The following is a 13,410-nucleotide window of genomic DNA, read 5'->3' as shown; positions in this document are numbered from 1 at the left end:
ATGGACACCCGGAGGTCTGCATGCACGCACTGGCGGTCGGTTGGCAGGGCGACCGGGTGCGGGTGGACTGGATGTCCGCCCGGTCCCAGTCGCGGCCGACCACGTCCGACCGTGGGGTCGACTCCCGCGCGACGTCTCGCCAGAATAGCCCGGTGACGCCACGACCCGCCCCTGGCCGCCACCAGGCCTCGGCCACCGAGGCCGCCCACTCGGACCAGCTGATCCGCACGCTCTACGCCGAGCATGCCGGCCCGCTGCTGATGTTCGTGATGCGGCTGACCGGTGGCGACCGGCAACGAGCCGAGGACATCGTCCAGGAGACGCTGCTGCGCGCCTGGCGCAACGCCCACCGGCTGGGCACGCAGGGGCAGGGGTCGCTACGGCCCTGGCTGGTCACGGTGGCCCGCCGGATCGCCATCGACGAGCACCGCAGCGAACAGGCCCGCCCGGCCGAGACGTACGACCGGGACCTGACCGCGTTCGCCGAGTCGGACAGCACCGACCGGGTGCTCCGCTCGATGACGGTCGCGGACGCGCTGCGCACGTTGAGCCAGTCGCACCGGGAGATCCTGGTGGCGACGTACTTCCGGGGCCGCACGGTGCCGGAGGCGGCCGAGGAACTCGGCCTACCACTGGGCACCGCGAAGTCGCGGGTCTACTACGCGCTGCGCGCGCTGCGCACAGCTCTGCAGGAAAGGGGGGTGACGGAATGAGCCGGGTAGACCACATGGACGTCGCCGCGTACGCGCTCGGCGTGCTGGACGAACAGGACATGGAGCGGTTCGAGGAACACCTCGCCACCTGCTGGGCGTGCGCCGCCGAGCTGGAGTCGATGGTGCCGGTGGTCGGGCTCCTCTCCGACATCGACGAAGAGTCGATCACCGCGATGGAGCAGACCCACTCGAATCCGGTCCTGCTGGACCGGACGCTCGTGGCGCTGCGTTCGCACCGCCGCAAGGCGCGGTTCCGGCAGATCCTGGCGACCGCCGCGGCCGTGGTGGTCTTCGGCGGGCTGACCGGGGTCGTGTTCAGCAACCTGACCGACGACGGCGCCGCGCCGCCGGTCGCCGGGCCGACCACCGTTCCGTTCGACCCACCGGGCGGCAGCTCCGGCAACCCGGGCGATCCGGGAGCCGGCGGCAACGCGCAGGAGGGCGAACAGGTCAACGTCACCGATCCCAGCACCGGGGTGGAGTCGACGTTCTGGTTGATCTCGAAGGACTTCGGCACCAAGGTCGACTTCACCCTCGGCCGGCTGCCGGGTCCGCGCACCTGCCGCCTGGTCGTGGTCCGCAAGGACGCCAGTACCGAGGTCGTCTCGACCTGGACGGTGCCGCCGAGCGGGTACGGCACCAACAGCAACCCGCTGCGGGCAGCTCTCTCCGCGACCACGTCGGCCACCTTGGACGACATCAAGCACCTTGAGGTGCAGGAGGTCAGCGGCAAGGGTTCCCCCCGTCTGCTGCTGACGGTGCCCGCGCCCTGACCCGTACCGACACGAACGAAGGCCCGCCTCCGTCGGAGGCGGGCCTTCGTGGCGCTGGTCAGCGGATACGCACTCTCACGCAGCGGCGCGAGGTTCGGTTCAACGATTTCTTGTGAGCTTAGCCACCGTTTCAGGTTCAACCTTGACAGCGCCCACTCCGTACTTCCGGGGGACAGACAAGCATGAGGAGGGCACGTGGCAAAGATGAAGCGGACCGTCGTGGTCGCGAGCGCCATGGTCGCACTGACGGCCTGCGCTCCGGCAGGCTACGACGGATCGAACGCCGGCGGGGCCGAGCCGGTCGCCGTCGCCGCGGCCGAGCCCACCGTGACCGCCGATCCCGAGGCCAGCGCGGAGCCGGGCGCGTCGGCCTCGCCGGGCGCGGAGGCCGAGAGCGACGCTCCCCTGCCCGACGGTGTCGAGCTGACCGAGAGTCTCACCGGCAAGAAGTTCCCCCGGATGGGCAGCGCCGTCGTCAACCAGGACGGCTTCCTCCTGTACCGCTTCGACCGCGACACCAACGACCCGCCGTCGTCGAACTGCGTGGACCAGTGCGCCGAGGTGTGGCCGCCGGCGCTGACCGACGGCAACCCGCAGCTGACCGGCGTCTCCGACGACGCCGTGGGCACCATCACCCGCCAGGACGGCACCCGCCAGATCACCCTCGACGGCTGGCCGCTCTACACCTACATCGGTGACAAGAAGGCCGGCCAGTGGAAGGGCCAGGGCGTCGGCGGCACCTGGTTCGTGGTCAACCCGGACGGCAGCAAGAACCTGGAGTGCCTGCCCAAGGGCACGCCGAAGGCGGTCGCCCCGCCGTCGAAGACCAAGTCGGACAGCTCCGACTCGGACTACGACTACTGATCCAGCCGACCGATGGCCGGTCGCCGCCCGTGCGGGCCGCGACCGGCCATCGTCGTGCCGGCGGGCTCTCCGGCGGCGCGGGCGGGAGTGCGCTGCCCCGGATGGTCGGCCGGGGTGGCAGAGTGGGCCGGTGACCGGGACCGAGCCCACCGCGAGTCGGGCGCTGCGACCGCCGTCCGGCTACCGGCTCGCCGCCTCGGTTCGCCCGCTGACCTTCAGCCCGTACGACCCCTGCGCGCGGATCACCGGCGACGTCTTCTGGTGGGCGGCCCGCACCCCCGCCGGACCGGCCACCCTCGCCCTGCGGCCGGTCGCCGGTGACCTGCTCGCCGAGGGGTACGGCCCGGGGGCCGGCTGGGTGGTCGAACGCGCCGACGCGATCGCCGGGCTCCGCGACGACCTGACCGGGTTCGCCGACCTCGCCGCCGGCCACCCGGTGGTGGCCCGGCTCGCGGCAGAGCACGCCGGGCTGCGGATGCCGGCCACCGGGCTGGTCTTCCCCCGGGTGCTCCGGGCCGTCCTGGAGCAGAAGGTCACCGGCAAGGAGGCCTACCGGGCGTACGCGGCCACCGTCCGCCATTTCGCCGAGCCGGCACCCGGACCGGTGCGGCTGCTGCTGCCGCCCGAGCCGGCGCAGGTGGCCGCCGCCCCGTACTGGGTCTTCCACCCGTTCGGCGTGGAGCAGCGCCGGGCCGAGACGCTCCGCCGGGCCGCCGCGAGCGCCGGCCGGCTGGCGCGCTGCGCCGGCTCCGCCGAGGCCACCCGGGTACTGCGCGCCATACCCGGCGTGGGGCCGTGGACCGCCGCCGAGGTGGTCCGGATCGCGTACGGGGACCCGGACGCGGTCAGCGTCGGCGACTACCACGTGCCGAACACGGTCGCCTGGGCCCTGGCCGGCGAGCCGCGCGGCGACGACGCCCGGATGTTGGCGCTGCTGGAGCCGTTCCGAGGCCACCGGGGCCGGGTCTGCCGGCTGCTGGAGGCGGCCGGCGTCCAGGCGCCGCGCTACGGCCCCCGCGCCCCCGTCCGCTCCTTCGCCCGGTTCTGAAACAGCACGGGCAACCGGGACGCCACCCGCCGGCCGGCAGTGATCTGCCGCACCGGTGTCGGTGCCGTCTGGTTGACTGGTCGCCGTGGACCTGCCGATCAACCCGCCGGTGGAGCCGATGCTGGCCCGCAGCGTCGCGTCGATCCCCACCGGCCCGGGGATGACCTACGAACCCAAGTGGGACGGCTTCCGCTGCATCGTCTTCCGCGACGGTGACGAGGTGGAGCTGGCCAGCCGAGGCGGCAAGCTGATGACCCGCTACTTCCCCGAGGTGGTGGCGCAGGCTCGCCAGCAGTTGCCGCCGCGCTGCGCGGTGGACGGCGAGCTGATCGTGATCCGCCGGGACGGGCCGGACGGCGCGCCCCGGCTCGACTTCGAGCTGCTGGCCCAGCGCATCCACCCGGCGGCGTCGCGGGTGAGACTGCTCGCCGAGACCACCCCGGCCGACTTCGTCGCCTTCGACCTGCTCGCCCTCGACGACGAGAGCCTGCTCGACGCGCCCTACCCGACCCGCCGCGCCCGGCTGGAGCAGGCCCTCACCGCGGTCCAGCCCCCGGTGCACGTCACCCAGGTCACCACCGAGGCCGAGACCGCGCGCCGCTGGTTCGACGTCTTCGAGGGCGCCGGGCTGGACGGGCTCATCGCCAAGCCCGCCGACCTGCCGTACGAGCCGGGCAAGCGGCTGATGTTCAAGGTCAAGCACGCCCGCACCGCCGACACGGTGGTGGCCGGGTTCCGCTGGCACAAGTCCGGCCCCGTGGTCGGCTCGCTGCTGCTCGGGCTCTACGACGACGCCGGGGTGCTGCACCACATCGGGGTGAGCGCCTCGTTCACCATGGCCCGCCGTGCCGAGCTGCTGGCGGAGCTGGCCCCCTACCGCGAGGTCGGGGCCGGGCATCCGTGGGTGCACGGCGACCACGAGCGGGGCCAGCGCATCCCCGGCGGGGTCAGCCGGTGGACGGGCGCCAAGAACCTGGAGTGGGAGCCGCTGCGCCCGGAGTTGGTCGTCGAGGTGGCGTACGACGCGATGGAGGGCGACCGGTTCCGGCACACCGCGCGGTTCGTCCGCTGGCGTCCCGACCGCGACCCGCGCTCGTGCCGATACGATCAGCTGGACCGGCCGATCCGGTTCGACGTGGACCAGGTCCTGCGGGGCGACCCAGCGGTGCCGGTCGGGTCCACGCCCGACTCCGCGTAGCCTGGCCGTCGACCCGATCACGGAGGGCTCGCTCGTGACCCGTACTCCCGACCGGATCCGCCGCTTCCGGCTCACCCTGGCCGCCCTGACCGCCGCCGCGGTGGTCACCGCCGGTTGCACGCTGCCGGCCTTCGCGCCGCGTGCCGACACCGAGGGCGAGGCCGCGGCGCTGGGGACGACACCGACCTGGCAGCCCTGCCCCGAGACGCCCCGCGAGGTGGTCGGGCGGGGCGCCCCCGACATCCGGTACGAGTGCACCCGCATCAAGGTCCCGCGCGACTGGGCCGGCGGCAGCGGCGCCACCACCGGCCCCGGCGCCGGTGAGACCTTCGAGATCGCCCTGATCCGGGCCCGCTCCACCAAGCAGCACGACCGGATCGGCTCCCTGCTGCTCAACCCGGGCGGACCCGGCGGGTCAGGGGTCGACACCGCCATCTACCTCTCCTTCGGCGAGCAGTTCGGCGGCCTGCCCGACAGCATCCTGGAACGCTTCGACATCGTCGGTTTCGACCCGCGCGGGGTGGCCCGGTCCAGCCCGGTGGAGTGCATTCCCGACGCCGACCTCGACGCCGCCTTCGGCTACGACCCCGACCCGCGCAGCCAGGAGTCGTTCGACGACTTCGTCGCGCTCAACAAGCGGATCGGCACGGGCTGCGGCGACAGGTACGGCGACCAGCTGCCGCTCTACTCCACCGAGCAGGCCGCCCGGGACATGGACGCGATCCGCGCCGCGGTCGGCGACGACAAGTTGACCTACCTCGGCTACTCCTACGGCACCCTGCTCGGCGCCACCTACGCCCAACTGTTCCCGCAGCGGGTCCGGGCGCTGGTGCTCGACGGTGCGGTCGACCCCCGCCAGGGTCTGATCGAGGGCTCGGAGAGCCAGGCCAAGGGCTTCGAGCGGGCCTTCGACAACTTCAACCGGTGGTGCACGGCGAACGCGGCCCGCTGCCCGCTCGCGCCGGACGCCCGGGCGGCGGTGACCTCCGCCGTCGACAAGGCCCGGGTCTCCCCGGTCCGCGCGGCCGACGGTCGGGAGGCCACCGCCGGCTGGGTCTTCTACGCGGTCATCTCCTCGCTCTACACCGAATCCGGCTGGCAGGAACTCGCCCGGGCCATCGACCGGCTGGAGACGGGCAACCCCGACGACGTGTTCCGGCTGGCCGACGCGTACACCGACCGCGACGACAACGGCCACTACTCCAACCTCTTCGACGCCAACATGGCGATCAACTGCGCGGACGAGGAGGAACGGCCCAGCCTGGACCGGATCCGCCAGTTGCAGTCACAGTGGCGTCAGCAGTACCCGTTGTTCGGTCCGGCGCTGGCGGCCGGACTGGTCTCCTGCACCGAGTGGCCGGGCGGCAGCGACCCCTACCCCACCGGCCGCGCCGACGGCGCCCCGCCGATCCTGGTCGTCGGCACCACCGGTGACCCGGCCACCCCGTACGAGCAGACCCCGGCGCTGGCCGAGATGCTCGGTGTCGGCAGGGTGCTGACCTGGGAGGGCGAGGGGCACACCGCCTACCCGCAGACCACCTGCGTCACCGACGCGGTCGACGCGTACCTGATCGACCTGACCGTCCCGGCCGAGGGCAAACGCTGCCCGGCACGCTAGAGGGGCCTTCATCGGGTTCCGACACCATCGCCACCGGGTTCACCGCGACACCGGTCCGGATGCCCTGTCGCGGCGTATGCCCGGTTGTGCGCAAGACCGGTGAGGCTGAGCTTCAGCGATGCTCATGACGACCGGGTGTGTTCACGTAATGCCCGGTTTGGGGCCGGTGTCCGGTATTCGCGGCCACCCGAACGCGGAATGATGGCCGGCCCCGGGTCGTTGAACATGGCGTAACCGCGACGCCCTCTCGGCGGCGCATCGCGATGCCCCTCCCAGCGCCACGCTGCTCTGCACCACGGGCGTCGCACCCCGGGTGGCCGGAATGAACCCCCACCCCCCGGCGTTACACCCGGTCCGGACGTCACGAGCAGGTCCCCCAACGGATCGCCGACGAACCGGAACGACTTTCCCCCTCCGCACGGTCCCGCCGCATCCCCCGTCCGCGGCGCGGGCCGCGCACACCCCCGAACGGAAGGCGTGAACTCATCATGGCTACCACCATCCTGCGTAAGACCGCCCTCACCATCGCCGCTGCCGCCACCACCGCCGGCATCGCCGGCCCCGCCATCGCCGCCCAGGCCACCCCCGGCACCCAAGCCGCCACCGCCTCCGTGCAGGCCGACCGCAAGAACAACAGCGAACGCGAGCTGAACGTCCGCTACGAAGCCCAGCCGAACTACTACTACTGCGGCCCCGCCGCCACCCGCAACGCCCTCTCCGTCCAAGGCAAGGACATCAACGTCGACACCATGGCCAAGGAAATGGGCACCACCGAAGCCGGCACCAACTCCATCAACGACATCACCCCCGTCCTGAACAAGGAAACCGGTAAGGACGTCTACAGGTCCGTCGAGATCACGGCAGCCAAGGCTGACGCCAAGCAGGTCGACAAGCTGCGCGAGGACATCGTCCGCACCGTCGACGACGGTCGCGCCGTGGTCGCCAACATCGCCGGCACCACCACTGACACCGACGGCACCACCCACTCCTTCGAGGGCGGCCACTACATCAGCGTCGTCGGCTACCGCGACGGCGGGAAGACGGTGACCATCGCCGACTCCGCCAACCCCGACCAGGCCAGCTACCGCATGAGCGTGGACAACCTCGCCAACTGGATCGCCACCCGCGGCTACACCGCCACCAGCTGACAACCCGAGATCCACGAAGGCCGACCCCGAACGGGGTCGGCCTTCGCCGTCCCCACCCCGACACGCCTCCGGAACCCGCGACAACTTCGGGGAAGTTGCTGCCTCAACCCGAACCGGGGCAGCAACTTCCCCGAAGTTGCCCGCCGCGCTGGTAGTGGCGGGGCTGGCTCTCCCGCGCATCGGTTCGCGCCGCTGTGCGACTCTCGCGGGATGAGCGATGCGATCTTCCGCGAGGCGGTCCGGGCCGACCTGCCGGCCGTGCTCGACCTGCTCGCCGACGACATGCTGGGGCGTACCCGGGACGTCGGTGAGGTCGACGCCACGTACGAGCGGGCGTTCGCGGCCATCACCGCCGACCCGCGCAACCGGCTCGTGGTCGCCGAGGCCGGGGGCGAGGTGCTCGGCTGCATGCAGCTCACCTACATCCCCGGGCTCGGGCGGCACGGCGCCGAACGGCAGCTGGTCGAGTCGGTACGGATCCGCTCGGACCAGCGAGGCCGGGGACTGGGCCGGCAGATGATGGCCTGGGCGATCGACCAGGCGCGCCAGCGTGGCTGCGGCCTGGTGCAGCTCACCACCGACAAGAGCCGGCACGACGCCCACCGTTTCTACCTTGGCCTGGGCTTCGTCGCCAGCCACGAGGGCATGAAGCTCAGCCTCTGACCCCGTCGCCGCCGGCACGGGAAGGACGATCGGGGCGGTCGCGGTCCTTGGAGGGCTGGACCCGCTTGGGTTCGCCGGGCATCTTGGGGTGGTCCGGCGGGTAGGGCAGGTCGCCCTCACCGGCGACGGCGTCCCGCTCGGCCCACTCCAGCAGCGGGGTGATGTCCCACCCGGCGTCGTCGATGCCGGCGTGCGGGTCGCCCCGCTCGGCCAGCCGCTGCGGCACGGTACGCAGGTCGAAGTCGTCCGGGTCGACGTCGGGCAGCTCGTCCCAGCCGACCGGGGTGGAGACGGTCGCCCGCGCGTTGGCCCGCAGCGAGTACGCGCACGCGATGGTGCGGTCCCGGGCCATCTGGTTGAAGTCGACGAAGACCCGCTCGCCGCGCTCCTCCTTCCACCAGGCGGTGGTGACCAGGTCGGGGCGGCGACGGCCCAGCTCCCGGGCCAGCGCGATGGTGGCCCGGCGCACCTCGACGAACGTCCAGCGCGGCTGGATGCGCAGGTAGACGTGCACGCCCCGGCCGCCGGAGGTCTTCGGCCAGCCGGCCACCCCCAGCTCGTCGAGAATCGCGCGCAGCTCACCGGCGGCGGTCGCCGCGTGGGCGAAGTCGGTGCCGGGCTGCGGATCCAGGTCGACCCGCAGCTCGTCGGGGCGGTCGACGTCGGCGGCGCGTACCGGCCAGGGATGAAACACGACGGTGCCCATCTGCGCCGCCCAGGCCACGTGGGCCAGGTCCGCCGGGCAGAGCTCCGCGGCCTTACGCCCGCTGGGAAAGCTGATCTCCGCGGTACGCACCCAGGGCGGCACGCCCCGGGCCGGCACCCGCTTCTGGAAGAACATCTCCCCCTCGACGCCGTCGGGGAAGCGTTGCAGGGTGGTCGGCCGCCCGCCCAGCGCACGCATGATGCCGTCGCCGACGCCCAGGTAGTAGTGGAAGACGTCGGCCTTGGTGAAGCCGCGCTCCGGGAAGATCACCCGATCGGGGCTCGACAGCCGTACGGTGTGCCCGGCCACCTCGATCTCCTTGGCCGCGGGCTTTGTGCCACCCATTGCGCGACCATATGCGATGGGCCTGACCTTCGACGTACCGTTGGTGGGTGAGTCTTCCCGACAGCGAACTGCCCCGCACCGAGGACGAGTGGCGGGTCCGGCTCAGTCCCGACGAGTTCCGGGTGCTGCGCGAGCACGGCACCGAGCCGGCCTGGACCGGCGAGTACGTCGACACCAAGACGCCCGGCGTGTACCGCTGCCGGGCCTGCGGTGCGCAGCTGTACCCCAGCGACACCAAGTTCGACTCGCACTGCGGCTGGCCGAGCTTCGACGATGCCATCCCGGGCGCGATCAGGGAGATCGAGGACAACAGCTTCGGCATGCGGCGTACCGAGATCCGCTGCGCCCGCTGCGACAGCCACCTCGGGCACGTCTTCCACGGTGAGGGCTTCACCCCGAAGGACACCCGGCACTGCGTGAACTCCCTCTCCATCCGCCTGGACCCCAGCGACGCCTGAACGCCGGCCGCCCCGCCGCCGGGGCCGGCGGCGGTTGCGGTCAGCTCCGGGCGGCGGGACGGCTCGCCATCAGCTGCACCTGTGCGGTACGCGACTGCTCGACCCGCCGGGCGAGGTCGCGTACCCGCTCGTCGGTGCCGGCCGCCAGGTGCGCCCGGGCCAGGTCGGCGGCGGCCTGCTGGTGGGCGCTGAGCACCTCGATCAGCACCGCGTCGAGGTCGGCGGCCGGGGCGTCACGCAGCCGCGCCAACTGCTCCGGGCCGGTGCCGTGCCCGGCGTGGTCGTCGGCCCGCGCGCTGCGCCCGGCCCGCGCCAACCAGGTACGCGCGGTCTCCAACTCGTCGGCCTCGGTCACCTCGATCGCGGCGACCAGGGTCCGCAGCTCGGTGTCGGCCAGCCGGTCCCGGACCAGCCGGACGATCTCCAACGTCTGCTCGGTGTGCCCGGCCATCATCGAGAGGAAGAGCAGGTCGATGCCGGTCATCTCGGCGGTGCCCGGCGTACCCGAGATCCCGGTTGCCGGCGTACCGGCGGCGGGTGGCGCCGGGGTGTCACCGGCGGTCGATGCCGGTGCCCCGCCGCAGCCGGCGGCGAGCAACACGGCGAGCAGGGCCAGCGCCGGGAGGTGCGGCGCGGGCCGGGCCCGACCGCACCTCCCGCTGGTCAGACCAGACTCCACAGCGCCGGTACGTTCGGCGGCTCCCACCCCGCGATGGCCGTGTGCGCCTGCCGGCAGCGGTACGTGCGCCCGCCATAGGTGACCTGGTCACCGACGGCGTCCGCGCGACCGGCGGCCCAGGTGCCGCCGGCCGGCGGGTTGGTGGTCGGACCGGCCGTCGGGGTGGGCGACGGCGCCGGCGGCGTGGTCGGGCTCGGCGTCGGGTTGCCGCCGCCGCCACCGATCTGGAGGTCCACGCAGGAGTAGAAGGCGTTGGCGGTGTCGGAGATGTTCCAGATCGCGAGCAGCTTCTGCCGGCCGGAGTAGCCGGAGAGGTTCACGGTGTGCGACACGGTCGCGCCGGGCTGACGCCCGCCGCCGTCAAACACCGCGACCCGGCTGTTGCCGATGTAGTACTCCCAGTCGCGGGTGGCGTGCATGGCCGTGTTGACCCAGGTGAACGTCACGGTGGTGCCGACCGAGGTGGCGGGCCAGCCCCGGTTGTCGTCGTTGAGGACGGCGAAGTGCGCGATGTTGGCGTGGCAGTTGCGCAGCCCCTTGGGGCCTTCGACGCTCTGCGGCTCCCACTGGATCTGCCCACAGTCGGGGACCCGCTTCTGGGCGCAGAGCGCCTGGCGGCTCGGCGGTGACGAGATGTAGCCGTGGGCCTGGGCCGGGGTGGCGACGGCGAGGGTGGAGAGCATGGCGCCCGTCGCGACGAGCGGAAGGGTGATTCTTCGGCGCATGGTGGCAGCTCCTTCGCGGGCGTGTTGCCTGGTGAGGTGCCACCAACATAATTTAAACCTTGTTAACAGTAAAGACCACCGTCAATAAAAGACGGCCGCCCCGACAAACCCGGCGAGCCACGCCGATGGCCGACGCGCCGCCACCTCCGAGCGATCTGCACGCTTTTGCCCTTACTTGCCCTTGATATGCCGCACGCTGGGTGAAACATCGACTCCCGGAGGGATACGTCGTGGCAACGTGCGAGGTCTGCGGCAACGACTACTGGCTGGCGTTCGAGGTGCGTACGGTCAGCGGTGACGTGCACACCTTCGACTGCTTCGAGTGCGCCGCGCACAAGCTGGCGCCGATCTGCGAGCACTGCCAGGTCAAGATCATTGGGCACGGGGTGGAGGTCTCCGGCCGCTTCTTCTGCTGTGGGCACTGCGCGCGGGCCGAGGAGGCCGAACAGGGCGCCGAGATCCGCGACACCGTCGGCGCCCGTCCCGCCTGATCCACACCCCCGCCCGTCACCGCCGGCAGCACGCGAGCGCCCACCCACGCAGGACCGGCAGCACGCGGGCACCCACCGGTCACCGCCGGCAGCACGCGGGTGCCCACCCGCACGGGCGGGAGCACGCAGGCGCCACCCGCGACGGGCAACAGCTCGGATAGGCCCTAACCTGGCGGGATGCCGAGCACTGAACTACGGGTCGCCGGCTTCGCCGACCTGGACGCCCGCACCTTCCACGACCTGGTACGGCTGCGCGTCGACGTCTTCGTGGTCGAGCAGGAGTGCGCGTACCCGGAACTCGACGGACGGGACATCGAGCCCGGCACCCGGCACGTCTGGCTGACGCTCGACGGCGCGCCCGTGGCGTACCTGCGGATCCTGGCCGACCCCGGCGCAGTGGCCAGGATCGGCCGGGTGCTGGTCGCGCCGGCGGCCCGCGGCGGCGGGCACGCCGGGCGGTTGATGGCCGCGGCGCTGGCCGAGATCGGCGACCGACCGAGCGTGCTGGAGGCCCAGTCGCACCTGGTCGACTTCTACGCCCGGCACGGCTTCACGGTCAGTGGCCCCGAGTACGTCGAGGACGGCATCCCACACACCCCGATGCGGCGCGACCGCTGACCCGCAACGGCGCCGGGCCCCGAACGGTGCCGGGCCGGGGTCCAGGAAAACGGTTGCCTCATTGACCAGCGGCGATGGTTTGTGCCATTCTTCCGGCCAGAGCCAGCACAACGGGGCCACGTGGACCGGCGCGGGAGAGGCAACTCCCGGGCGTCCGGGCGATGTCGCGATCCGACGACTCCCCCTGGGGGCTCCATGTCCAAGCTACTCAGATCATCACGCGCACTGTGGCTGCTGGCCGTCGCGGCCACCGCCACCTTGCTGCTCAGCACCACACTGGCCAACCCGGCCTCCGCGCACGGGTCCGTGATCAATCCCGCGTCCCGCAACTACGGTTGCTGGGAGCGGTGGGGCAGTGACTTCCAGAACCCGCGGATGGCCACCGAGGACCCGATGTGTTGGCAGGCCTGGCAGGCCAACCCGAACGCCATGTGGAACTGGAACGGCCTGTACCGCGAGGGCGTGGCCGGCAACCACCAGGGCGCCATCCCGAACGGCCAGCTCTGCTCGGGTGGTCGCGCCGAGGGCGGACGCTACAACGCCATGGACGCGGTCGGCGCCTGGCGCACCACCACCGTCTCCAACAGCTTCCGGGTCAAGTTCTTCGACCAGGCCAGTCACGGCGCCGACTACATCCGGGTCTACGTGACCCGGCAGGGCTTCGACGCGCTCAACCAGCCGCTGGGCTGGTCCAATCTCGAACTGGTCGGCCAGATCGGCAACACCCCGGCGTCGCAGTGGCAGCGGGAGAGCGGCGGGGTCTCCATCGAGATCCCGGCGAACGCTCCGGGGCGTACCGGCCGGCACATCGTCTACACCATCTGGCAGGCCAGCCACATGGACCAGTCGTACTACATCTGTAGCGATGTGCAGTTCGGCGGCGGGTCCACGCCGCCGCCGACCACCCCGCCGCCGACCACGCCCCCGCCGACCACCCCGCCACCCACCACTCCGCCGCCCACCACGCCCCCGCCGAGCACGCCGCCGCCGACCACCAACCCGCCCGCGGGCGCCTGCGCGGCGACCTACCGGGTGACCTCGACCTGGTCCGGTGGCTTCCAGGGTGAGGTGCAGGTGACCGCGGGCAGCGCGGCCATCCGGGGCTGGCGGGTGACCTGGACGTACGCCAACGGCCAACAGGTCAGCCAGGCCTGGAACGCCACCGTCACGTCCAGCGGCTCGACGGTGACCGCGACCAACGTCAGTTACAACGGCGCTCTCGGCGCCGGAGCCAGCACCACATTCGGGTTCCTGGCATCGAGCAGCGGCACGAACAACACGCCGACGCTGACCTGTACGGCAACCACCTGATCCCCGGTCGGGGCCGCGCCCATCTCCCTCGGGCACGGCCCCGACCGGCTCA

At 72.2% G+C, this 13,410-nt stretch carries 15 protein-coding genes; 12 read left to right on the top strand and 3 right to left on the bottom strand.

What is annotated here, in order from left to right:
* The first annotated feature begins 20 nt into the window (after positions 1 to 20).
* From ACQPYA_RS08870 to ACQPYA_RS08835, 8 genes are all read left to right on the top strand, one after another.
* Positions 21 to 713, top strand: a complete 693-nt coding sequence (locus tag ACQPYA_RS08870) for a sigma-70 family RNA polymerase sigma factor (protein WP_433532139.1) — start codon at positions 21 to 23, stop codon at positions 711 to 713.
* Entirely contained in the window at positions 710 to 1,486 is a 777-nt protein-coding gene (locus ACQPYA_RS08865; protein ID WP_433532138.1) for a zf-HC2 domain-containing protein, read from the top strand. Before ACQPYA_RS08870 ends, ACQPYA_RS08865 begins: the two co-directional genes overlap by 4 nt.
* 195 nt (positions 1,487 to 1,681) lie before the next feature.
* Positions 1,682 to 2,350: a COG4315 family predicted lipoprotein gene (locus ACQPYA_RS08860; protein ID WP_433532137.1), complete on the top strand. Its 669-nt coding sequence runs from the start codon at positions 1,682 to 1,684 to the stop codon at positions 2,348 to 2,350.
* A gap of 130 nt (positions 2,351 to 2,480) precedes the next feature.
* Positions 2,481 to 3,398 (top strand): DNA-3-methyladenine glycosylase family protein, encoded by a 918-nt coding sequence (locus ACQPYA_RS08855; protein WP_433532136.1) that lies wholly within the window; start codon positions 2,481 to 2,483, stop codon positions 3,396 to 3,398.
* Between the two features lie 85 nt (positions 3,399 to 3,483).
* Positions 3,484 to 4,596: an ATP-dependent DNA ligase gene (locus tag ACQPYA_RS08850; RefSeq protein WP_433532135.1), complete on the top strand. Its 1,113-nt coding sequence runs from the start codon at positions 3,484 to 3,486 to the stop codon at positions 4,594 to 4,596.
* A gap of 55 nt (positions 4,597 to 4,651) precedes the next feature.
* Positions 4,652 to 6,214, top strand: a complete 1,563-nt coding sequence (locus ACQPYA_RS08845) for an alpha/beta hydrolase (protein WP_433533436.1) — start codon at positions 4,652 to 4,654, stop codon at positions 6,212 to 6,214.
* A 488-nt stretch (positions 6,215 to 6,702) separates the two neighbouring features.
* On the top strand, positions 6,703 to 7,362 hold the full coding sequence (locus ACQPYA_RS08840) for a C39 family peptidase (protein WP_433532134.1): 660 nt from the start codon (positions 6,703 to 6,705) through the stop codon (positions 7,360 to 7,362).
* 210 nt (positions 7,363 to 7,572) lie between these two features.
* Entirely contained in the window at positions 7,573 to 8,025 is a 453-nt protein-coding gene (locus ACQPYA_RS08835; protein WP_433532133.1) for an N-acetyltransferase family protein, read from the top strand.
* Here the strand turns inward: ACQPYA_RS08835 and ligD are convergent.
* A complete protein-coding gene (gene ligD / locus ACQPYA_RS08830) occupies positions 8,015 to 9,076 on the bottom strand; it encodes a non-homologous end-joining DNA ligase (protein ID WP_433532132.1) in 1,062 nt (353 codons plus the stop codon). The genes ACQPYA_RS08835 and ligD overlap by 11 nt on opposite strands.
* Before the next feature lie 47 nt (positions 9,077 to 9,123).
* On the opposite strand from ligD, the gene msrB reads away from it, so the two are divergent.
* Positions 9,124 to 9,534, top strand: a complete 411-nt coding sequence (gene msrB, locus ACQPYA_RS08825; RefSeq protein WP_433532131.1) for a peptide-methionine (R)-S-oxide reductase MsrB — start codon at positions 9,124 to 9,126, stop codon at positions 9,532 to 9,534.
* Between the two features lie 40 nt (positions 9,535 to 9,574).
* On the opposite strand, the gene ACQPYA_RS08820 is transcribed toward msrB, so the two are convergent.
* A complete protein-coding gene (locus tag ACQPYA_RS08820) occupies positions 9,575 to 10,213 on the bottom strand; it encodes a DUF305 domain-containing protein (protein WP_433532130.1) in 639 nt (212 codons plus the stop codon).
* Positions 10,198 to 10,938 carry a lytic polysaccharide monooxygenase gene (locus ACQPYA_RS08815; RefSeq protein ID WP_433532129.1) on the bottom strand — a complete coding sequence of 247 codons (741 nt, stop codon included), beginning with the start codon at positions 10,936 to 10,938 and terminating at the stop codon, positions 10,198 to 10,200. The genes ACQPYA_RS08820 and ACQPYA_RS08815 overlap by 16 nt, the downstream gene beginning before the upstream one ends.
* A 230-nt stretch (positions 10,939 to 11,168) precedes the next feature.
* Between ACQPYA_RS08815 and ACQPYA_RS08810 the strand changes: the two genes are divergently transcribed.
* The 3 genes from ACQPYA_RS08810 (at position 11,169) to ACQPYA_RS08800 (ending at position 13,358) form a co-directional block, all read left to right on the top strand.
* Complete coding sequence (locus ACQPYA_RS08810; protein WP_433532128.1) at positions 11,169 to 11,429, top strand: Prokaryotic metallothionein; 261 nt, start codon at positions 11,169 to 11,171, stop codon at positions 11,427 to 11,429.
* Between the two features lie 177 nt (positions 11,430 to 11,606).
* Positions 11,607 to 12,047: a GNAT family N-acetyltransferase gene (locus ACQPYA_RS08805; RefSeq protein ID WP_433532127.1), complete on the top strand. Its 441-nt coding sequence runs from the start codon at positions 11,607 to 11,609 to the stop codon at positions 12,045 to 12,047.
* A 195-nt stretch (positions 12,048 to 12,242) separates the two neighbouring features.
* On the top strand, positions 12,243 to 13,358 hold the full coding sequence (locus ACQPYA_RS08800; RefSeq protein ID WP_433532126.1) for a lytic polysaccharide monooxygenase auxiliary activity family 9 protein: 1,116 nt from the start codon (positions 12,243 to 12,245) through the stop codon (positions 13,356 to 13,358).
* Positions 13,359 to 13,410: the final 52 nt, after the last annotated feature.

This window comes from Micromonospora sp. CA-263727 (assembly GCF_050942455.1).
Taxonomy (GTDB): domain Bacteria; phylum Actinomycetota; class Actinomycetes; order Mycobacteriales; family Micromonosporaceae; genus Micromonospora.
The sequence above is the reverse complement of the archived record's forward strand: the minus strand, read 5'-3'. Positions and strand labels throughout refer to the sequence as shown.